General features: G+C 64.7%; 14 protein-coding genes. 2 read left to right on the forward strand and 12 right to left on the reverse strand.

Translation table 11 applies throughout. The annotated features are described in order from the left end of the window. Positions 1-23: 23 nt before the first annotated feature. Both putA and ACX93L_RS19195 read left to right on the forward strand, forming a co-directional pair. Positions 24-3,731, forward strand: coding sequence for a trifunctional transcriptional regulator/proline dehydrogenase/L-glutamate gamma-semialdehyde dehydrogenase (gene putA / locus ACX93L_RS19190; protein ID WP_459406316.1), 3,708 nt, complete (start codon positions 24-26; stop codon positions 3,729-3,731). A gap of 185 nt (positions 3,732-3,916) precedes the next feature. Next, on the forward strand, positions 3,917-4,843 hold the full coding sequence (locus ACX93L_RS19195; RefSeq protein WP_459406317.1) for an alpha/beta hydrolase: 927 nt from the start codon (positions 3,917-3,919) through the stop codon (positions 4,841-4,843). 18 nt (positions 4,844-4,861) lie between these two features. On the opposite strand, the gene ACX93L_RS19200 is transcribed toward ACX93L_RS19195, so the two are convergent. From ACX93L_RS19200 to ACX93L_RS19255, 12 genes are all read right to left on the reverse strand, one after another. Beyond that, the gene (locus tag ACX93L_RS19200) at positions 4,862-6,574 is read right to left on the reverse strand and encodes a methyl-accepting chemotaxis protein (RefSeq protein WP_459406318.1); all 1,713 of its coding nucleotides are present in this window, start codon (positions 6,572-6,574) and stop codon (positions 4,862-4,864) included. Positions 6,575-6,665: 91 nt separating this feature from the next. After that, the gene (locus ACX93L_RS19205) at positions 6,666-7,709 is read right to left on the reverse strand and encodes a zinc-dependent alcohol dehydrogenase family protein (RefSeq protein ID WP_459406319.1); all 1,044 of its coding nucleotides are present in this window, start codon (positions 7,707-7,709) and stop codon (positions 6,666-6,668) included. A 60-nt stretch (positions 7,710-7,769) separates the two neighbouring features. Further along, positions 7,770-9,767, reverse strand: coding sequence for a CocE/NonD family hydrolase (locus tag ACX93L_RS19210; protein ID WP_459406320.1), 1,998 nt, complete (start codon positions 9,765-9,767; stop codon positions 7,770-7,772). A gap of 160 nt (positions 9,768-9,927) precedes the next feature. Further along, entirely contained in the window at positions 9,928-11,559 is a 1,632-nt protein-coding gene (locus ACX93L_RS19215; protein ID WP_459406321.1) for an ABC transporter ATP-binding protein, read from the reverse strand. Further along, a complete protein-coding gene (locus ACX93L_RS19220; RefSeq protein WP_459406322.1) occupies positions 11,552-12,379 on the reverse strand; it encodes an ABC transporter permease in 828 nt (275 codons plus the stop codon). The genes ACX93L_RS19215 and ACX93L_RS19220 overlap by 8 nt, the downstream gene beginning before the upstream one ends. Next, complete coding sequence (locus tag ACX93L_RS19225) at positions 12,376-13,383, reverse strand: ABC transporter permease (protein ID WP_459406323.1); 1,008 nt, start codon at positions 13,381-13,383, stop codon at positions 12,376-12,378. The genes ACX93L_RS19220 and ACX93L_RS19225 overlap by 4 nt, the downstream gene beginning before the upstream one ends. A gap of 105 nt (positions 13,384-13,488) precedes the next feature. Continuing rightward, positions 13,489-15,078, reverse strand: coding sequence for an ABC transporter substrate-binding protein (locus ACX93L_RS19230; RefSeq protein ID WP_459406324.1), 1,590 nt, complete (start codon positions 15,076-15,078; stop codon positions 13,489-13,491). A gap of 118 nt (positions 15,079-15,196) precedes the next feature. Further along, a complete protein-coding gene (locus ACX93L_RS19235; RefSeq protein WP_459406325.1) occupies positions 15,197-15,979 on the reverse strand; it encodes a carnitinyl-CoA dehydratase in 783 nt (260 codons plus the stop codon). A 3-nt stretch (positions 15,980-15,982) separates the two neighbouring features. After that, positions 15,983-18,052, reverse strand: coding sequence for an acetate--CoA ligase family protein (locus tag ACX93L_RS19240; RefSeq protein WP_459406326.1), 2,070 nt, complete (start codon positions 18,050-18,052; stop codon positions 15,983-15,985). Next, positions 18,049-18,249 carry a hypothetical protein gene (locus ACX93L_RS19245; protein WP_459406327.1) on the reverse strand — a complete coding sequence of 67 codons (201 nt, stop codon included), beginning with the start codon at positions 18,247-18,249 and terminating at the stop codon, positions 18,049-18,051. Before ACX93L_RS19245 ends, ACX93L_RS19240 begins: the two co-directional genes overlap by 4 nt. A 5-nt stretch (positions 18,250-18,254) precedes the next feature. Continuing rightward, positions 18,255-19,415 (reverse strand): acyl-CoA dehydrogenase family protein, encoded by a 1,161-nt coding sequence (locus tag ACX93L_RS19250; protein ID WP_459406328.1) that lies wholly within the window; start codon positions 19,413-19,415, stop codon positions 18,255-18,257. Positions 19,416-19,427: 12 nt separating this feature from the next. After that, the gene (locus tag ACX93L_RS19255; RefSeq protein ID WP_459406329.1) at positions 19,428-20,915 is read right to left on the reverse strand and encodes a carnitine 3-dehydrogenase; all 1,488 of its coding nucleotides are present in this window, start codon (positions 20,913-20,915) and stop codon (positions 19,428-19,430) included. Positions 20,916-20,994: the final 79 nt, after the last annotated feature.

The following is a 20,994-nucleotide window of genomic DNA, read 5'->3' on the forward strand; positions in this document are numbered from 1 at the left end:
TCCAAAGCCTGACAGGTGTTTTCATGCTGAATGACGAAACCAGTTCCGCGTCCAACAGCGATCCGACCGCGGTCGCGCCCTTCTCGAATTTTGCGCCGCCGATCCGGCCGCAATCCGATCTGCGCCGGGCGATCACGGCCGCCTACCGCCGGCCCGAAACGGAATGCCTGCCACCGCTCGTGGCGGCCGCCCGCGTCTCGGATGCCAAGCGCTACGACATCCGGACCACCGCCTACAGCCTGATTGCGGCGCTACGTGCCAAGCACAAGGGAACCGGCGTCGAGGGCCTCGTGCAGGAATATTCGCTCTCCAGTCAGGAAGGCGTCGCGCTGATGTGCCTGGCCGAGGCGCTTCTGCGCATTCCCGACACCGATACCCGCGACGCGCTGATCCGTGACAAGATCGCCGAGGGTGACTGGGGTTCGCATATCGGCGGCGGCAAGTCGCTCTTCGTCAATGCCGCGACCTGGGGTCTGGTGGTGACCGGCAAGCTGACCTCGACCGTCAACGACCGCAGCCTGTCTGCCGCACTCACACGGCTTATCGCCCGCGCCGGCGAGCCGGTGATCCGCCGCGGCGTCGACATGGCGATGCGCATGATGGGCGAGCAGTTCGTCACGGGGGAAACCATCGACGAGGCGCTTAAACGCGCCCGTCCGCTCGAGGCGCGGGGCTTCCAGTATTCCTACGACATGCTGGGCGAGGCCGCAACGACAGGTGCGGATGCCGAGCGCTATTATCGCGACTACGAACAGGCGATCCATGCGATCGGCAAGGCGTCCGCAGGTCGCGGCGTCTATGGCGGCCCGGGTATCTCGATCAAGCTGTCGGCTCTTCATCCGCGCTACAGCCGTGCGCAGGCCGGCCGGGTTATGGGCGAGCTGCTGCCCAAGGTGAAGGCGCTGGCCGTTCTCGCCAAGGGCTATGACATCGGCCTCAACATTGACGCCGAGGAAGCCGATCGTCTGGAGCTTTCGCTCGACCTGCTGGAGGACCTGTGCTTCGCGCCGGAACTCGACGGGTGGAAAGGTCTCGGCTTCGTCGTCCAGGCCTATGGCAAGCGCTGCCCGTTCGTGCTCGACTACATCATCGACCTCGCCCGCCGGGCGCAGCGCCGGGTCATGGTGCGCCTGGTGAAGGGCGCCTATTGGGACGCCGAAATCAAGCGTGCCCAGCTCGAGGGGCTGGAGGGGTTCCCGGTCTATACCCGCAAGATCCACACCGACGTCGCCTATGTGGCATGCGCACGCAAGCTGCTGGACGCACCGGACGCGATCTTCCCGCAGTTCGCTACGCACAACGCCCAGACGCTCGCTACCATCTACCATCTCGCCGGCCCGGACTTCGAGATCGGCCGTTACGAGTTCCAGTGCCTGCACGGCATGGGCGAGCCGCTCTATGACGAAGTGGTTGGCAAGGACAAGCTCGACCGTCCCTGCCGCATCTACGCGCCCGTCGGCACCCACGAGACGCTGCTTGCCTACCTGGTTCGCCGCCTCCTCGAGAACGGCGCGAACTCGTCCTTCGTCAACCGGATCTCCGATCCGAAGGTCTCGATCGACGAACTGGTCGCAGACCCGGTCGAGATCGTCGCCGCGATGCCGGTGGTCGGCGCGCAGCATGACCTGATCGCCGCGCCGAAGGGTCTCTTCGGCAGCGCCCGCGACAACTCCGCCGGTCTCGACCTTTCCAACGAAGAGGTTCTTGCCGAGCTTGCCGAGAAGCTTTCCGCCACCGTTCCTGTTGCCTGGCATGCCGTTCCGCTCCTGGCGGACGGTTCGACAGAAGGGGATACCCGTCCGGTGCTCAATCCGGCAGACCACCGGGATGTGGTCGGCCAGGTCACCGAGGTGAGGGCCGAGGCCGCGGCTCGCAGTGTGCGGGCGGCGAACAACTTTGCCCCGCAATGGGCGGCGGTGTCGCCCGCCGACCGGGCGGCCTGCCTCGACCGGGCGGCCGACCTCATGCAGTCCCGGATCGAGCCCCTGATGGGCATCGTCATGCGCGAGGCGGGCAAATCGGCTGCCAATGCCGTCGGCGAGGTGCGCGAGGCGATCGACTTCCTGCGCTACTATGCCGACCAGGCCCGCAAGACGCTGGGACCGGCCCATGCGCCGCTCGGCCCGGTCGTCTGCATCAGCCCATGGAACTTCCCGCTTGCGATCTTCAGCGGTCAGGTCGCCGCCGCGCTGGTGGCTGGCAATCCGGTGCTCGCCAAGCCTGCCGAGGAAACACCGATCATCGCTTATGAGAGCGTGAAGATCCTGCATGAGGCCGGCGTTCCTGCCGGCGCGCTGCAGTTCGTTCCGGGCGATGGGCGCGTGGGCGCGGCGCTTGTCGGCGTCGACGAGACCAAGGGCGTGATGTTCACCGGCTCGACCGAGGTCGCCCGGCTGATCCAGGCCCAGCTTGCCGAGCGGCTTTCAGCCGGCGGCAAGCCGATCCCGCTGATTGCCGAGACCGGCGGGCAGAACGGCATGATCGTCGATTCCTCGGCGCTGGCCGAACAGGTCGTCGGCGACGTCATCGCGTCCGCCTTCGACAGCGCCGGACAACGCTGCTCGGCACTGCGCGTGCTGTGCCTGCAGGACGAGGTTGCCGACCGCACGCTGGCCATGCTCAAGGGCGCGCTCAACGAGCTCAGGATCGGCCGTACCGACAGCCTCAATGTCGATATCGGTCCGGTCATCAGCGCGGAAGCAAAGAACGGGATCGAGCAGCACATCGAGCGCATGCGCGGTCTCGGCTGCCGCATCGACCAGCTGTCCCTGCCGGAGGCGACGAAACAGGGGACCTTCGTCGCTCCGACGATCATCGAGATCAACAAGCTGTCCGACCTTCAGCGTGAGGTCTTCGGCCCCGTGCTCCATGTCATCCGCTACCGCCGCGCCGATCTCGACCGGCTGATCGACGAGATCAATGCCTCCGGTTACGGGCTGACCTTCGGCCTGCACACGCGCCTCGACGAAACGATCGCCCACGTCACCAGCCGCATCAAGGCCGGCAATCTTTATGTGAACCGCAACATCATCGGCGCCGTGGTCGGGGTCCAGCCCTTCGGTGGCCGCGGCCTCTCGGGCACCGGTCCCAAGGCCGGCGGACCGCTCTATCTCGGCCGCCTCGTCCAGAAAGCGCCGGTGCCGCCGCAGCAGGATTCGGTGCATACCGATCCGGCGCTGCGGGACTACATCATCTGGCTCGACCGCCAGGGTCTGTCGAGTGAGGGCGAAGCGGCTCGCAGGTTCGCCAGCCGTTCGGCTCTCGGGCTGGAGCGGGAGCTAGTCGGTCCGGTCGGCGAGCGCAACCTCTATGCGCTGCATCCGCGCGGGCGCATCCTGCTCGTACCGAGCAGCACGACCGGCCTCTACCGGCAAATCGCCGCGGCGCTCTCGACCGGCAACGAGGTGGTGATCGACCAGGGCGTGGCCACGCCGGCCAATCTCCCGGAGCTGCCGCCGGCCGTTGCTGCCCGGATCTCCTGGACGTCCAACTGGGACGCCGACGGGCCGTTCTCCGGCGCGCTGGTGGAAGGTGACCGGGAGGTCGTCGGAGCCGCAAACCGGAAAATTGCCGCACTGCCCGGCCCGCTGGTCCTGGTTCAGGCCGCGACCTCGGAAGAGCTTGCCGGCGATCCGGACGCCTATTGCCTCAACTGGTTGCTCGAGGAGGTGTCGACCTCGGTCAACACCGCGGCCGCGGGCGGCAATGCGAGCCTGATGACCATCGGCTGATGAAAACTGCGCCGGGAACGCGTCTGATGCCGTTCCCGGCGGCTCTCCTGACCTTGATGACGGGTTCAGCGTCTTCAGGTTTCTGTTGGCGGACCGCCGCAGTCGCAAATCGGATACAGACTTGCCTGCGCCATGCTCTAGGATGGGCGGCGTTCCTGTCTCTCCGATTGCGGGGTCCGCCTTCCATGACACAGCCTTCCGACAAACCGATGCCGAGCGAGCCCGGGATCCTCGAGTTTCTCAGGATCTGCAGCGCCTTCTATCCCGACGATGCGGTCGATGCGTCGATCGAGCAGCAGCGAGCGTGGTACGACGCGCTCTGCGCGCAGTTCGACCGGTCGCTGCCGCGCGGCATGGTGACCGAGGACAGCCTGATTGAGGGGCGGATTCTGGTGCGTCGCTATCGCCCGGCAGCCCTCGGTACGCGAACGCTGCTTTACTACATCCATGGCGGTGGGTTCGTCGTGGGATCGCTCGACAGCCACCATGCGATCTGCGCCGAGCTTGCCGAGCATGCGGGTGCAGAGCTCGTTTCGATCGACTACCGGTTGGCCCCGGAACATGTCTGGCCGGCGCAGCATGACGACTGCTTCACGGTCCTGACCGAACTTCTCGGCGAGGGTCGGCAGGTGGTGCTGATCGGCGACAGCGCAGGCGGCAATCTCGCCGCGGGGCTCGCGATCAGGGCGCGCGATGCGGGGATTTCCGGAATCGTCGGGCAGGCGCTGATTTATCCGGCACTCGGCGGCGATCTCGTCTCCGGTTCCTATGTCGAGATGGCGGATGCGCCGGGACTGACCACCGCCGACACCGCCTATTACCGGGCTATCCTCAAAGCCCCGGCCGACGACCCGATCGCCCATCCCCTGTTGTCGACGGCGCTTTCCGGATTGCCGCCGACCTTTGTCAGCGTCGCGCATTTCGATCCCTTGCGCGACGACGGACGCGACTATGCCGCGCGGCTGGCCAGGGCGGGCGTCGAAGTCTGGTTCCGTGAGGAGCCGCAGATGGTGCACGCGTGGCTCAGGGCACGCCACATGAGCGAGGGCGCCCGGACGGGCTTCGGCGTCCTGTGCCGGGCCGTCACCCATTTCGTAGCGTCGGCGGATTGAGCGTCGGCAGCCCCGCCGTCAGGCGACGCGGCGTTGCGTGGGGGGTGCGGCTTCGGCGGAACCTGGTTCGCGAATGGCCTTGCGGCGGTTGAGCTTGAAGCGCTCGACGAGCTGCACCAGCGTTGTGGCGCCGACCGCCAGGGCCTGACTGATCGAGTTCATTCCGCCGACCATGGCGCTATTCTGCTGGGTCATCTGATCGAGCGAATTGACCGCGGCGTTGATCTCCGACAGGCGTAGTGACTGTTCTGCGGCGGCATTGGCGATCGCCTCGACATTGACGTCGATCGAATGGACGAAGGTCTCGATCCGGTTGAGGGACTCGCCCGTGTCGGCGACAAGGCGTACCCCTTCCTTGACCTCGGCAGTGGAATTCGAGATCAGGTCCGCGATTTCCTTCGCGGCCTTGGCCGAGCGTTGGGCGAGCTCTCTGACTTCCTGCGCGACGACGGCAAAACCCTTGCCGCTCTCGCCGGCGCGGGCCGCTTCGACGCCTGCGTTGAGGGCCAGCAGGTTGGTCTGGAAGGCGATTTCATCGATCACGTCGATGATGTTCGAGATCTCCTTGGAGGCGCTTTCGATGCGGCCCATAGCCGCGACCGTCTCATTGACAACTTCGACCGATTCCATAGCCGCCTTGCGGGCGTCCTGCACGAGAGAGCGGGTGTCGTTGGTACGCACCGTCGAGTCCTTGATGGTCTCAGTGATCTGCGACAGTGCGGCCGAGGTCTGCTCCAGCGACACGGCCTGCTGCTCGGAGCGCTTTGCAAGTTCCTCGGAGCCGTCCTGCATCTGTGCGCTGTTGGCATTGAGCGCGGCGGTTTCCGAAAGAACTTCGACCAGTGTTTCCTGGAAGCGGCCGATCGAGGTGTTGAAGTCGTGGCGAAGGTGTTCGAATTCCTTCTCGAAGGGCGTGTCCATCGTGAGGCGGATGTTGCAGTCGGCAAGGCGGTGGAGACCGGCAGCCAGTTCGTCCATGGCGCGAACCCGGCCGCTCACATCGGTCGCGAACTTGACGACTTTCCAGACCTTGCCGGTCTCGTCGAGGATCGGATTGTAGGTGGCCTGGATATGCACCTTCTCGCCGGACTTGGCGACGCGGGTGAACTGGCCGGCATAGAATTCTCCGGCAGCCAAGCGCGGCCAGAAGGCGCGATATTCGGCGGCGGCGACGTAGTCCTTCTCACAGAACATCGAATGATGCTGTCCGACGATCTCGATCAGGCTGTAGCCGAGGGTTTTCAGGAAGTTTTCGTTGGCTGTCAGGATCTCGCCCTTGGGAGAAAACTCGATAACCGCCTGCGATCGCATCAGGGCCTCGATCTTGCCGGTGCTGTCGAGCGACTGGACCTTTTCGACCGTGATGTCGGTGGCGATCTTGACGATCTTGACGGGCTTGCCGCGTTTCAGCACCGGATTGTATGTGGCCTGGATCCAGATGGCCCGACCACCCTTGCCGAAGCGTTTGTACTGGCCCTGATCGAACTTGCCCGAGGCGAGACCCTTCCAGAAGCTTCGGTAAGCAGGCGATGACGCTTCAGCCTGATCGACGAAGATGCGGTGATGCTTTCCGACGATCTCTGCGGGACTGTAGCCGACTGCCCTGCAAAAGTTCTCGTTTGCCGCGAGAATGTTGCCCTGGAGATCGAATTCGATGATCGCGAGCGAACGGTTGAGGGCGTCGACGATGTGTCTCGAATCGTCGCCGAGACCGAAGGGCATAGTGGGCATTTAGGACTCTTCGCGGGAGGAAAACGTAGAGTCAGTTCTACTTTGGGTTCACCAATTTTCCGTTAAGGCTAATAAAGCCAAACGTATGGTTCTATTTGAAACTGTCGATGATCGTGATCCCTTTTTCGGCGAAGCGGTCCATCGCCATCAGCGCTGGCACCGCCTCAGTCAGGGAAATGTGGCGGCCGATCAGCTGTTGCGGCGTGAGCGTTCCCGCGGCGATCATGTCGAGCATCGCGTCATAGCGCCAGGCCTGCATGCCGTGGCTGCCGTAGATCTCAAGCTCGTGGGCGATGACGCGGGCCATCGGAACTTCGGGTGTCGAATGCGCGCCGAGCAGGAGGCCTACCTGAACGTGGCGGCCGCGGCGCCGCAGGTTGAGCACCGAATGGCAGCAGGTGGAGGGATGGCCGAGCGCGTCGACCGAGACGTGCACTCCGCCGCCGGTTGCGTCGCGGATCGCCGAGACGACATCCGTTTCCACGGAGGCGTTGATCGTGACCGAGGCGCCGAGCGAACGGGCACGCGCCAGCTTGTCGTCGGCGATGTCGATCGCGACCACGTTGGCGCCGAGCGCCTTGCCGATCATGATGGCGGACAGGCCAACGCCGCCGCAGCCGTGGACGGCAAGCCACTCGCCGCCCTTCAGGCGGCCCTGATCGACAACGGCGCGGAACGACGTCGCAAAGCGGCAGCCGAGGCTGGCAGCGGTGGCGTCGTCGATCGCATCGGGCAACTTCACCAGATTGTGGCTCGCAAAATCGAGCGCGACATATTCGGCAAACGAGCCCCAATGGGTGAAGCCGGGCTGGAACTGCCCCTCGCAAACCTGCTGGTTGCCGGATCGGCATTCGACGCAGTGGCCGCAGCCTGAGACGAAGGGAACGGTCACCCGGTCGCCGACCGCAAAGCTGCGCACGGACTTGCCGATCGCCACCACCTCGCCGGCGAATTCGTGCCCCGGCACGTGAGGCAAGCGGATGTCGCTGTCGTGACCCATCCAGCCATGCCAGTCGGAGCGGCACAGGCCGGTCGCGGTAACCCTGACGACGACGCCTTCTTCCGGTGGCGCGGGATCGGGAACCTCCACGATCTCGGGTGCCTCGCCGAAGCGCTCATAAAGCATCGCCTTCATGGTCTAATCCTCGCCTCCTGCTTCAAATCGTCGGGGCAAACCGATAGCCCGAAACGTGCGCTACTGGAAGTCGCGCGCGATGACGGTTTCCTCATGGCGTTCGAAGATCAGTTCGTCGCCGTCATAGGCTTCGACCTCGATGGCGATCAGCCAGTCGGTCTCGGTGCATGACATAGAGGTGGTGGCGACCGTGCGGACCTCGAAGCCGGGGCGCGCCATGTCGCAGGTCCAGATGGCCGTGCCGGTCATCGACAGCGGATCGTCGGGTGCGATCGACCAGAATTCCTCGCGCACCTGTCGGGTCGCAAGTCCGGTGTCGGGGTGCTCGGTGAGACCGGTATCGTCCAGAATGTGATAGGTCGTCAGATGATTGGTGATGTCGCGGGTGACCTCCCGCAACGTGTCGCCCTCGGCATGGGTGATGTAGGTCGGCAGCGGGTCGGGATCGGAAGGCTCCGGCACGGCGATCTCCTGGTGCTCGCCGAGCAGCGGCATGTCGAGCACGAGGCCTGCCTTGTCGATGGTGACGCCGGGATCGGTGGGCGGCGGCAGGATCATCGGCCAGTAGCTGGTCGAGAGCGCGAGCCGGATGCGGTGGCCGGCGCGGAAGCGATAGCCGCAGGAATCGAGGACGAGGGTCACCCGGACCTTCTCTCCATGGGGCATGGGTGCCGGGTCGGCATTGCCGTCGCGATGGGCGAGGTTCAGCACGCCGAACGACACGCGATAGCTCGTGCCGTCCGGGTGGACGTCGCAGATGCGGGCGCAGAGATTGGCCCAGTCGGCGTCGCAGGACACCTCAAAGCGGACGACCGGACGACCGAGGTAGTCGATGTCTTCGGCCAGGGGGTCGCTGTCGAAGCAGAGCGAGCCGCCGTCGTCGAAACGCTGGTCGGCGGCAAGCTCGGCATCCGGCTTCAGCGTGAACCATTCGCCCGAGGCGGTGCCGAGGTCGAGCGGCGAGCGGAGGAAGACGTCGCTCGGGTCGGAGGCCGCGGGTGCACCCACGGTCAACCGGTTGCCGGCACTTATGCCGAAGCTCTGGACCTGCGGCTCCGGCCATGTGGCCTTCGCCACCCAGCGGCCGGGGTCGAAATCGCGGCGCGGGGCAGGGCGGATCGCGTCGAGGATATAGGCGCGTACCTGCGGTGTTGCATCGGCATTGTTCTCCTCGCCGCGCAGGTGGCGGTTCCAGAAGGCGATGGCTTCGCCGATGAAGTCGGCGCGCGGCTTCGGCCAGGCGAAATGCGGATATTTGTGCACCCAGGGACCGATCAGCGCCTTGGCATGGGCGCCGATGCCCTCGACCGCCTTTAGCGGCGTGTTGCGATAGCCGTCCGCCCAGCCGGCGATCACGAGGGCAGGGATCTTGAAGGCGGAAAAATCCTCGGCGATCGAGCCGTGCTCCCAGAAAGCATCGCGGCGCTGGTGGGATAGCCACTCCTCCATGAAGAAGGGTTCGTTTTCCAGCCGCTCGAGCCACATTTCCTTCCAGCGCTCGCCGACCAGTTCCGGATCGGGCGAGCGCGACTGGTAGCCTTGCATGGTTGCTGCCCAGGAGAGCTGTGCATAGAGCTGGCACCCGTTCTTGTAGTGGATGTCGTCGTTGTAGCGGTCGGTGGTGGAGGCGATCGAAATGACGGCCTTCAGCGCCGGCGGGTTCATCGCGGCGACCTGCAGCGAGTTGAACCCGCCCCAGGAGATGCCCATCATGCCGACATTGCCGTTCGACCAGGGCTGGGCGGCGATCCAGGCGATCAGCTCGCAGGCGTTTGCCAGCTCCAGGGGCGTGTATTCGCCGTCGATGATGCCGTCGGACTCGCCCGAACCGCGGATGTCGACGCGCACGCCCGCAATGCCGGCGGCGGCGAAATGCGGATAGGTGCTCTCGTCGCGCATGCAGGTTCCGTCGCGCTTGCGATAGGGCAGGAATTCGAACACCGCCGGCACGGGATCGGCCTCGGCGCCCTCCGGCATCCAGATGCGGGCGGCAAGCCGGGTGCCGTCCTCGAGCGTGATCCACTGGTTTTCGATGAGGGTGAAGGGGCGAAGGGACATGGCTGGGCTCTTTCCAAGGATGTTCGAAAGGGCGGGGTTTGCCCCTCACCCCGACCCTCTCCCCGCAAGCGGGGAGAGGAGCTTTCGTCGTCGCGCTTTTCGTCCTTCTCCCCGTTCACGGGGAGAAGGTGCCGGCAGGCGGATGAGGGGCGTTCGCCCGTCAGTTCCCGGCGCTTGCCATCTTTCTCGTTGCCAGCGCCTTTTCCAGCCAGCCGATCTCCATTTCCGGGACGGACTTGAGCAGAAGGTCGGTATAGTCGTCGAAGGGTGGCTCCAGGACCTTAGACTTCGGCCCGAAGCGGACGAGCCGGCCGCGATGCATCACGGCGACGCTGTCGGCGATGGCGCGAACGATGGCGATGTCATGGGTGATGAACATATAGGAGACATGGGTTTCGGCCTGCAGACGCATCAGCAGGCTAAGAATGCCTTCGGCGACCAGCGGATCGAGCGCCGAGGTCGGCTCGTCGCAGAGGATCAGCTCCGGCTTGGCGGCGAGCGCCCTGGCAATCGCGACGCGCTGCTTCTGGCCGCCGGAAAGCTCGGCCGGATAGCGGTCGACGAAGCCGGAGCCCATCTCGATCTGTTCCAGCAGTTCCTTGACGCGGGCGGTCTTCTCGGCGCCGTGCAGGCCGTAATAGAAGGTCAGCGGCCGGCCGACGATGTCGCGTACCGTCTGGCGTGGGTTCATGGCCGTGTCGGCCATCTGATAGATCAGCTGGATGCGCCGGAGATCGTCGCGGCTGCGGTTCTTCAGTCCCGGCGTCAGGACCTTGCCATCAAAGGTCACGCTGCCCGAAAGAGGCGGCAGAAGGCCGGTGATGACGCGGGCGAGCGTCGACTTGCCGGATCCGCTCTCGCCGACGACGGCAAGCGTCTGCCCTTTTGGCAGGTGCAGGCTGACGTCATGCAGGACCTTGAAGCCGTTTGAGTAGCCGGCGGTGACATGTTCGATCCGGAGCTGGGCGCCCGTCTGGTCTGTCGCCTCGTCCTTCTTGGTCTGGCGGACGTTGACGAGGGCGCGGGTATAATCCTGAGCCGGTGCCTCGATGATTTGCGGGGCGGTGCCGTATTCTACCGTCCGGCCGTGACGCAGCACCATGATGTCGTCGGAGATCTGGGCGACGACGGCGAGGTCGTGGGTGATGTAGAGGGCGGCGGTGTGGGTTTCCTCGATCGCGTGCTTGATCGCGGCCAGGACGTCGATCTGGGTCGTCACGTCGAGCGCGGTGGTCGGCTCGTCGAAGACGATCAGTTCGGGATTCGGGCAGAGCGCCATGGCGGTCATGGCGCGCTGCAGCTGGCCGCCGGATACCTGGTGGGGGTAGCGGTTTCCGAAGTTTTCGGGGTCGGGCAGGCCGAGCACGCCGAAGAGGTAGACGGCGCGCTTGCGGGCCTCCTCGACGGTCATCAGCCTGTGGGTGAGGCTTGCCTCGATCACCTGGTCGCCGAGCTTGTGAGCCGGATTGAAGGCGGCTGCCGCCGACTGCGCGACATAGCAGACGCGGGCGCCGCGCACCTTGCGGATGCCACTTTTGCCGAGGGCCAGGATGTTCTCGCCGTCGAGCAGGACCTCGCCGCCGGTGATGCGGACGCCGCCGCGACCATAGGCGAGGGCAGAGAGGCCGATCGTCGACTTGCCGGCACCGGATTCGCCGATCAGGCCGAGAACGCGCCCCTTGGTCAGGTCGAAGGATACGCCCTCGACGATGGTGATTTCCTTGGGCGGCTCGCCGGGCGGATAGGCGGTCGCCTCGATCTTGAGATTGCGGACGGAAAGCAGCTCAGGCATCGCCTCGCCCTCCCTTTAGGCTAGAGGTTCGCTTGAGCAGCCAGTCGACCACGAGATTGACGCAGACGGCGAGCGCGGCAATGGCCGAGCCCGGAACCAGGGCTGCGGAAATGCCGAAGATGATGCCGTCCTTGTTGTCCTTGACCATGCCGCCCCAGTCGGCGGCCGGCGGCTGGATGCCGAGACCGAGGAAGGAGAGCGTCGAGAGGAAGAGGATCGAAAAGGCGAAGCGCAGGCCGAATTCGGCGAGCAGCGGCGAGAGCGTGTTGGGCAGGATCTCGCGGAAGATGATCCACATCTTGCCCTCGCCACGCAGTCTGGCTGCCTCGACGAACTCCATCACGGCGACATCGAGCGCGACCGCGCGGCCGAGGCGGTAGACCCGGGTCGAATCGAGGATCGCCATCACCATGATGAGGACGAAGAGGTTCTGCGGCAGTACGGCGAGCACCACGAGCGCGAAGATCAGCGTCGGGATCGACATCATCAGGTCGTTGAAGCGCGACAGGACCTGATCGAGCAGGCCGCGGGACACCGCGGCGGTGAAGCTCAGGAAGATGCCGAGCGAGAACGAGATGACGGTGGCCGCAAGCGCGACGAACAGCGTCGTGCGCGCACCGTAGATCATGCGCGACAGGAGGTCGCGACCGAGATTGTCGGTGCCGAGCAGGTAAGGCGCACCCATCGGTTCCCAAACGCCGGCGACGACCTCGCGTTCGCCGTAAGGGGCGATGAGCGGGGCGAAGACGGCGCAGATGAAGGCGATAACGATGCCGAGAATGCCGATCCAGGCGCTAAGGGGGATGTCTCTCAATCTCATCGCGGATGCCTCAGTCTCGGATTGGCGACGATCGCGATGATGTCGGCCAGCATGTTGAGGAAGATGTAGACGGCGGCGAAGATCAGGCCGCAGGCCTGAACCACCGGCATGTCGCGGACTGTCACGGCATCGACCATGTACTGGCCCATGCCGGGATAGACGAATACCACCTCGACCACGACGACGCCGACGACGAGGTAGGCGAGGTTCAGTGCGACGACGTTGACGATCGGGGCGATGGCGTTCGGTGCCGCATGCCTGACGATGGCGCGAAAGGCCGGCAGGCCCTTGAGTTCGGCGGTTTCCATATAGGCCGAGGACATGACCGAGAGGATTGCCGCACGCGTCATACGCATCATGTGGGCCAGAACGACGAGGACAAGGGTGGCCGTCGGCAGGGCCATGGCCTGCAGCCTTTCCAGGAAGCCCATGCCGTCATGAACAGTGGCGGGAAAGGTCGCCAGGTTGAAGTTGATGGCGAAGAACAGGATCAGCAGGTAGCCGACGAAGAACTCCGGCAGGGAGATCGCCGCAAGCGAGATGACGTTGATAATGCGGTCCGGCATGCGGTTGCGGAAATGAACAGCGAGCATGCCGAGCATGACGGCGAGCGGCACAGAGACGGCGGCGGCGAAGGCGGCGAGAAACAGTGAATTGCCGAGACGCTTGCCGATCTGCTCGGTGACGGAGTTGCGGCTTGCCCACGAGGTGCCGAAGTCTCCCTGCAGGGCATTGCCGAGCCAGGCGAAGTAGCGGGTGACGATCGGCTGGTCGAGGCCGAGCTGGGAGCGAATGTTGGCAACCGCCTGGGGCGTGGCCGACTGGCCGAGATAGGTTGTGGCGAAATCGCCGGGCAGGGCTTCCACGCCACCGTAGATCAGCACGGATACGGCAAGGAGAAGGAGGATGCTGAGCGCCAGCCGCTGCACCACGAGGGTTAGCAGAGGAAATCGCTCCGATAGCTTGCGTGCCGGTGGTTCACCGGTATCGGTCGATGAGGTCATGGTCAGCCTGCCGATGTCCAGAAATGCGGGAATGACCCGCGGAGCTTACTCCGCGGGTTGATTGACCGGAACGGCCGCGTGAGGCGGCCGCTCGCTTTCCTGCTATCAGCCGTCGAGCCAGACGCGGGTCGCGACGTAGCCGTTCGACATGTCGTTGCCGATGTCGTGGACGTAGCCCTTGACGTTCTTCGTCGCGGCATTCACGAAATCGTTGAACATCGGCAGGATCAGGCCGCCCTCGTCGCGGACCATCATCGCCATTTCGCGATACATGTCCTTGCGCTTCGTCTCGTCGAGTTCCGAGCGGGCCTGCAGGAGCAGCTTGTCGAAATCCGGACGGAGGAAGCGGGTGTCGTTCCAGTCGGCGGTCGAGAGATAGGCCGTCGAATACATCTGGTCCTGGGTCGGGCGACCACCCCAGTAGGAAGTGGAGAAGGGCTGCACGTTCCAGACGTTCGACCAGTAGCCGTCGCCGGGTTCGCGCTTCACCTCGATCTCGATGCCGGCCTTCTTGGCGCTTTCCTGGTAGAGGACGGCCGCGTCAACGGCGCCCGGGAAGGCGACATCCGAGGTGCGCAGGAGGACCGGACCGGAATGGCCGGACTTCTTGAAGTGGAAGGATGCCTTGTCCGGGTCGTAGGCGCGCTGTTCGATGCCTTCCGGGAAGAGGGCATAGGTGTTGTTGATCGGGAAGTCGTTGCCGACCTTGCCGTAGCCGCCGAGGATCTTCTCGACCATGGTCTCGCGATCCATGGCATACTTCAATGCAAGCCGCAGGTCGTTGTTGTCGAACGGTGCGGTGTTGCAATGCATGATGAAGACGTAGTGGCCGCGGCCGGAGGTGTTGAGGATCTCCACCGTCGGTGCGCGCTTCAGCAGCGACACGGTCTTCGGGTCGACGCGGTTGATGAAGTGGACCTGGCCCGACGACAGAGCCGCGATGCGGGCGGTGGCGTCGTTCATGCCGATGATCTCGATCGAATCGACATAGCCGCGGTCGGTGCGCCAGTCGTTCGGGTTCTTTTCGAGGGTGGCGCGGACGCCGGCTTCGAAGCTGGTCAGCTTGTAGGGGCCGGTACCGATCGAGGCGAGCGGATCGTCATTGCCGCCGTTCGGCTGGATGACGAGGTGGTAGTCGGTCAGCAGCAGCGGCAGGTCGGCATTGCCCTCGGTCAACACGAGGACGAGGTCGTCGCCGTCCTTCTTGATTTCCTTGATCGACTTCATGACGCCGAGAGCGCCGGACTCCGACTTCTCGTCGGTGTGGCGCTTCAGGGTGGCGATCACGTCGTCGACGGTGAGGGTCTTGCCGTCATGGAACTGGACGCCCTTGCGGATCTTGAAGGTCCAGGTGGCCGCGTCGGCGGACGGTGCCCAGCTTTCGGCGAGTGCCGGCACGGCCGCACCCGTCAGCGGGTCGCTTTCGACCAGCATGTCGCCCCAGCAACGGCCGACGCAGAACATGAACTGCGAGAGGAATTTCGCCGGGTCCTTGCTGTCGGTGGCCGAGCCACCTTCCAGGCCGAGCTTCAGATGTCCGCCGCGCTTCGGCTCTTCGGCGGAGGCGCTGGCAGCGAAGAGGCTGCTGGCTGCCGTGAGTGTCAGGCCGGCCGCCATGGCCCGTCCCATGAACTCGCGACGGTTCATTCCGCCGGACGTCGCACGACCTGCAAGGTACTTCGTGTAATCGTTCATTGCCTGTTCCTTCTCTGGTTGACGTGACACGCCCGGGTCTTTGTTGTTGTTCCCGTGGCGCTGGTGATCGTTTCGATGTCGTTCATCAGGCCGATCGCCTCAGCCTTGCTCCCTTGTCCTATTTTCCCTTCCACACCGGATCGCGCTTTTCGGCGAAGGCGCGCGCGCCTTCGAGCTGATCCTCGCTCGAATAGAGGATATCGACCGTGCGGTATTGCCGCTTGGTGATCTTGTTCATCGTGGTCGGGAAATCCTTGCCTTCTGCATCGCGGACGATCTCCTTGATCGCCGCGTAGACGAGCGGCGGGCCGCTTTCGAGCAGGCGGGCGAGTTCCCAGGCGCGTTCCATGAGCCTGTCGGCCGGCAGGATCTCGTTGACGAAGCCCCAGCGGTGCGCCTCGACGACATCGAGCCAGCGGCCGGTGAGCAGCATGTCCATCGCGATATGGTAGGGGATGCGCTTCGGCAGCTTGATCGACGCGGCATCGGCCACCGTGCCGGAACGGATCTCCGGCAGGGCGAAGGTTGCGTGTTCCGCCGCGAGGATGAGGTCGGTCGACAGAGCGATCTCGAGGCCGCCGCCGCAGCAGATGCCGTTGACGGCTGCGATGATCGGCTTGTTGAGGTCACGCAGTTCCTGCATGCCGCCGAAGCCGCCGACGCCATAGTCGCCGTCGACCGCATCGCCGGCCGCCGCCGCCTTCAGGTCCCAGCCCGGGCAGAAGAACTTTTCGCCGGCGCCGGTGATGATGGCCACGCGCAGGTTTTCGTCATCGCGGAAATCCCGGAATATCTCGCCCATGATCCGGCTTGTTACCAGATCGATCGCATTGGCCTTGGGGCGGTCGATCGTGACCTCGAGGATGCCGTTTTCGCGGCGGGTTCGGATCGGGTCGGTCACGCGTCAACTCCTTGTCCGGATGAGGGCGTCTACGGCGATGACACCGGAACCTTCCGGAAACACCATCACCGGATTAAGGTCGAGTTCTTCCACCTTCGACGCATTGGCTGCGACATATTGTGATACGGCTGCGACCATGTCGATCAGGGCTTCCACATCGCCGGGCGGCGCACCTCGGTAGCCGGCCATCAATTTTGAAATCTTCAGGTTGGCGAGTGCCGTCCGGATTTCGTCGGTGCTCACCGGCAGCGGCAGTACCGCGCCGTCATCGAGCAGTTCGACGAGAATTCCGCCGGCGCCGATCGTCAGGACAAGGCCTGCAACAGGGTCGCGCATGACGCCGACGATCACCTCGGCGACGGGCTTTTTCAGCACCATCTTCTCAACCAGAAAGCCCGCGGCGATCGGGGCCATGGCGGTCGCCGCGGCGCTGACATCGGCCGCGTTCTGCAGGTTGAGGCGGACGGCGCCCGCCTCCGTCTTGTGGGCGATTCCGAGGCCCTTGAGAACGACAGGATAGCCGAGCCGGTCGGCGGCCTTCACCGCTTCGCCTGCGTCCGCCGCCACGATACCTTCGGGGACCGTGACGCCGAAGCGGGCCAGTTCCGGCTTGGCGCGATCTTCGAAAAGGGTGACAAGGTCGGTGCCGGCCACGGTTGCATCAAGGCGCCGGGCGGGTGCCGGCCGGGACCAGGTCTCGTGGATGCCGTTGGCGATTTCCACCGCGGCCAGCGCCTCATCGATCCCGCAGAACGGCACGACGCCGGCATTGACGAGTGCAGTCGCAATCTCTTCCGGCATGTTCTCGCCCATCGAGGCCACGACGCCGGCATTGGCGCCGGTCGCGTTGCGCGCATCGATGATGGCATGGACCGTGGTCATCCAGTCGGCCGGGTCGCAACGATCGGTTCTCGGAAAGTCGAGGACCACGAGATTGAGGGCGTAGTCACCCTTCATCATCGTCGCGAAGGCGGTCGTCTGTTTCTCGCGATTGCCCCAGACGAAGGTGTGGTAGTCGAGCGGGTTGGAGAGGGTCACCATCTGGCCGAGCACCTCGCGCAGGACCGGCAGCTGCTCGGGCTTCAGGTCGCGGAATTCCACGTTGCGACCGACGCCGGCATCGGCGACCAGCGAGGCCTCGCCGCCCGAACAGCTCATCGAGGAGACCGTGTTGGAGGCAAGCGGCCCGCAGACATGCAGGAGCTTCAGTGTTTCGAGGAGTTCCGGCAGGGTATCAACACGCCCGATGCCCAGGCGCTTCAAGACTGCCGACGAGACCTTGTCATTGCCGGCCAGTGAGGCCGTGTGCGACACGGTCGCGCGCTGGGCGGCTTCGGATTTGCCGACCTTGAGGCCGATGACCGGCTTTCCGAGTTCCCGCGCTCGGGATGCCAGATGCTCCAGCATGTCGAGATCGTCGAAGCCCTCGATATGCAGGCCAACCGCAGTAACGCGCGGATCCTCGAGCGCCGCGACGGCAAGCGCCGACAGGCCCGTCTGGGCCTGGTTGCCGGCGGTCATCAGATAGGCAAGCGGCAAGCCGCGCGCTTGCATCGAGATGTTGCAGGCGATGTTGGAGGATTGCGTCAGGATGGCGACGCCTCTGTCGGTGCGGATCATGCCGTGCTGGTCCGGCCAGAGCAGCGCACCGTCGAGCATGTTGATGAAGCCGTAGCAGTTGGGGCCGAGCACGGCCATGTCGCCGGCCGCCTCGACCAGTTTCGCCTGCAGCTCATGGCCGTCCGGCAATTCCACGACGGCTTCGGAGAAGCCCGAGGCATAGCAGACCGCGCCGCCGGCGCCACGCTCAGACAGGTCGCGCATGATGTCGATGGTGGCCAGCCGGTTGACGCCGACGAAAGCGGCGTCGGGCGCCGCCGGAAGGTCGGCGACCGAACGATAGCAGCGATAACCGTGCACCTCGTCCCTGGTCGGATGAACGGGCCAGATTTCTCCCCGGTAGCCCATCTTGCGGCACTGTTCGATGACGCGCCCCGCTTCCTTGCCGCCGAAGACGGCGATCGAACCCGGACGTATCAGTCGGGAAAGCGCGTTCGGGGAGAGTGTTTTCATCCAAGCCACCTGCTGCTGAGGAATACGCCAGGCTCGAGAGCCTTGAAGAGCGAGGCGGCCCCGGGGTCCGGAGCCGTCTTCGGTGTCGTGTGCGGACCTTCACCAGAAATGTTGAGGAAGGTCGTGTCGGTACCGCCGCCGCTCGCCAGCTGGGCGATCTTCTTGAGCAAGCTCAGGCCGGGGGCGGTACCGCGCATCTTCGTCAGGCTCCAAATGGCCGCAACAGGTCGCGGCTGATGATGTGGCGCTGGATTTCGGATGTGCCGTCCCAGATCCGCTCGACGCGGGCGTCGCGCCAGAAGCGGGCGAGCGGCAGGTCGTCCATCAGCCCCATGCCGCCATAGATCTGGATCGCCTGATCGGTGACGCGGGCCAGCATTTCGGAGGCGTAGAGCTTGGCCGACGCGATCTCGCGGTTTGCCGGGAGCTTCTGGTCGAGCCGCCAGGCGCCGGCAAGCGTCAGGTAGTCGGCTGCGTCGATTTCGGTGATCATGTCGGCCAGCTTGAAGGAAACGCCCTGGTTGGCGCCGATGGGTTTGCCGAACTGGTGGCGCTCGGCGGCGTAAGGAACGCAGTAGTCGAAGACCCGGCGGGCGCGCCCAACACAGTTGGCGGCGACTGTCAGGCGGGTGCCGTAGAGCCAGTCGTTGGCGAGGTCGAAGCCCTTGTGCACTTCGCCGAGGATCTGGGCCGAGGGGAGGCGGCAGTCGTCGAAGTTCAGGATGCAGTTCTGGTAGCCGCGATGGGAAACCGAATTGTAGCCTTCGCGGATCTCGAAGCCGGGCGTGCCGCGGTCGACGAGGAAGCAGGTGATCAGCTTCTTCGGCCCGCGAGGCGTCTGCTCTTCGCCGGTGGCGATGAAGACGATGACGAAGTCGGCGATGTTGGCATGGCTGATGAAGTGCTTGGTGCCGTTGACCACCCAGTCGTCGCCATCCTTCTTTGCGAAGCATTTCATGCCGCGGACGTCGGAGCCTGCGCCCGGCTCCGTCATGGCGAGCGCATCGAATTTCTCGCCCTTGGTGGCCGGGATCAGGTATCGCTCACGCTGGTCGTCGTTGCAGCCCATCAGGATGCCGGAGGGGCGGCCGAAGAAGACGGTGAGGGCCATCGAGGCACGGCCGAGTTCGCGCTCGACCAGGGTGAAGGTCAGATGGTCAAGGCCGGCGCCGCCGACGTCTTCCGGCATGTTGCAGCCGAAGAAGCCGAGTTCCTTGACCTTGCGGGCAATTTCCTGGCCCATTTCCGGGGGCACGAAACCCTGCTTCTCGACCTCGCCCTCGAGCGGATAAAGCTCCGTTTCCACGAAGCTCCGCACCGTGTTGACGATCATGTCCTGTTCGTCGGTCAGTCCGAAATGCATAACGTTACGTCCTTATTTCTTCTGTCCGACCACGCGCCCGGCATTGGCCGGCAGCGGCAGACCGGCATGGGCGTCGACCAAAGGCTGCAGCCTGTCCTTGACCGCCGGCAGTGGCGGTATGACCTTGCCTTCCTTCGAGGCGACGTGAAGCATCAGGTGCTCGCAGCTTGCCAAAACGGCGTTGTCGGAGGCGCGGTGCAGCCACATGAAGGTGTGGAGCTTCTTGCCGTCGCAGGGCAGGATCTGCGCCTTCACATAAAGCGCGTCGCCGAGCTTGGCTTCGTCGATCCATTGGTTGTGGGCCTCGACGGTGTAGTAGCTGTGGCCGGCGGCGACATAGTCCATGTCCACGCCGATCAGGCGCAGCAGCGCGTCGGCCGAGTCGGCGAAGCACTGGTTGTAGCGGAACTCGGTCATATGACCATTGTAGTCCACCCAGGACGGATTGACCTTGGTGTCAAGCAAGCGGATCGGCTCGGCGCCGATCCCGGCTTCCGGCTTCGGCGCGTTCTCCCACAGGTGCGCCTCGAACTCGGCCAGCAGCTTGCCCGAACCCCAGCCCTTGCCGCCGTTGGCGCCCTTAAGGGCATGCATGATGCCGACGAGATTCTCGTCGCGGATGCGTTCCAGTTCGCGGATGCCGTATGCGCCGGACTGGGCGTCGGACTGGTTGGCGATCTTGTCGGTCAGCTCGTCATCGAGGTCGACGACATCGGTCAGTTTGGTCCAGGGCCAGGAGAGGCAGGGACCGAACTGGGCGATGAAGTGGCGCATGCCCGCCTCGCCGCCGGCGATACGATAGGTCTCGAACATGCCCATCTGCGCCCAGCGCATCCCGAACGAATAGCGGATCACGTCATCGAGCGTCTCGGTGTCGCAGATGTCGTCCTTGATCAGCCAAAGACCTTCGCGCCAGACGGCTTCGAGCAAGCGGTCGCCGACGAAGGCCTCGATTTCCTTCTTCAGGATGACGCCCTTCATGCCGATGGTGGCGAGCTTCGCCTTCGCATCCTCAAGGACTGCGGGCGAGGTCTTTTCTCCGCCGACCAGTTCGGCGAGCGGCAGGAGGTAAACAGGATTGTAGGGGTGGGCGACGAACATCCGCTCGGGATGCTTCATGTCGCGCTGCAGCTCGGTCGGCAGGATGCCCGACGTCGACGAGCCGATCAGCGCCTTGGGATCGGCGGCGGCATCGATCTGGGTGATGACACCACGCTTGAGGTCGATGCGCTCGGGGACGCTTTCCTGAATCCAGTCGGCGCCCTTTACCGCTTCCTCGATGCTGTTGATGAAGGTGAGGTTACCGCGCGGCGGCAGCGGCGCCATGGTCAGCATGGCATAGGCCCGCTCCGCGTTGGCGATGACCTCGCCGACGATGCGCTCGGCTTCAGGGTGCGGGTCGAACATGTTTACGTCTATGCCGGACAGCAGGAAGCGGGCTGCCCATGCTCCGCCGATAACTCCGCCACCGATACAGGCTGCCTTGTTGATTTTGCTCATTTTTAATTCCGCCTCAAAAAATCCAGTCGCCGGTCTTCCCATCCCGGACGGGCGGGAAGACCGTGCTCATTGCGAATGC

The sequence above is a fragment of the Rhizobium sp. CAU 1783 genome (genome assembly GCF_054551725.1).

Coding starts and splice junctions, on each gene's coding strand:
- putA (WP_459406316.1), top strand. CDS start 24: ATGCTGAATGACGAAACCAGTTCCGCGTCCAACAGCGATCCGACCGCG.
- ACX93L_RS19195 (WP_459406317.1), top strand. CDS start 3,917: ATGACACAGCCTTCCGACAAACCGATGCCGAGCGAGCCCGGGATCCTC.
- ACX93L_RS19200 (WP_459406318.1), bottom strand. CDS start 6,574: ATGCCCACTATGCCCTTCGGTCTCGGCGACGATTCGAGACACATCGTC.
- ACX93L_RS19205 (WP_459406319.1), bottom strand. CDS start 7,709: ATGAAGGCGATGCTTTATGAGCGCTTCGGCGAGGCACCCGAGATCGTG.
- ACX93L_RS19210 (WP_459406320.1), bottom strand. CDS start 9,767: ATGTCCCTTCGCCCCTTCACCCTCATCGAAAACCAGTGGATCACGCTC.
- ACX93L_RS19215 (WP_459406321.1), bottom strand. CDS start 11,559: ATGCCTGAGCTGCTTTCCGTCCGCAATCTCAAGATCGAGGCGACCGCC.
- ACX93L_RS19220 (WP_459406322.1), bottom strand. CDS start 12,379: ATGAGATTGAGAGACATCCCCCTTAGCGCCTGGATCGGCATTCTCGGC.
- ACX93L_RS19225 (WP_459406323.1), bottom strand. CDS start 13,383: ATGACCTCATCGACCGATACCGGTGAACCACCGGCACGCAAGCTATCG.
- ACX93L_RS19230 (WP_459406324.1), bottom strand. CDS start 15,078: ATGAACGATTACACGAAGTACCTTGCAGGTCGTGCGACGTCCGGCGGA.
- ACX93L_RS19240 (WP_459406326.1), bottom strand. CDS start 18,052: ATGAAAACACTCTCCCCGAACGCGCTTTCCCGACTGATACGTCCGGGT.
- ACX93L_RS19245 (WP_459406327.1), bottom strand. CDS start 18,249: ATGCGCGGTACCGCCCCCGGCCTGAGCTTGCTCAAGAAGATCGCCCAG.
- ACX93L_RS19250 (WP_459406328.1), bottom strand. CDS start 19,415: ATGCATTTCGGACTGACCGACGAACAGGACATGATCGTCAACACGGTG.
- ACX93L_RS19255 (WP_459406329.1), bottom strand. CDS start 20,915: ATGAGCAAAATCAACAAGGCAGCCTGTATCGGTGGCGGAGTTATCGGC.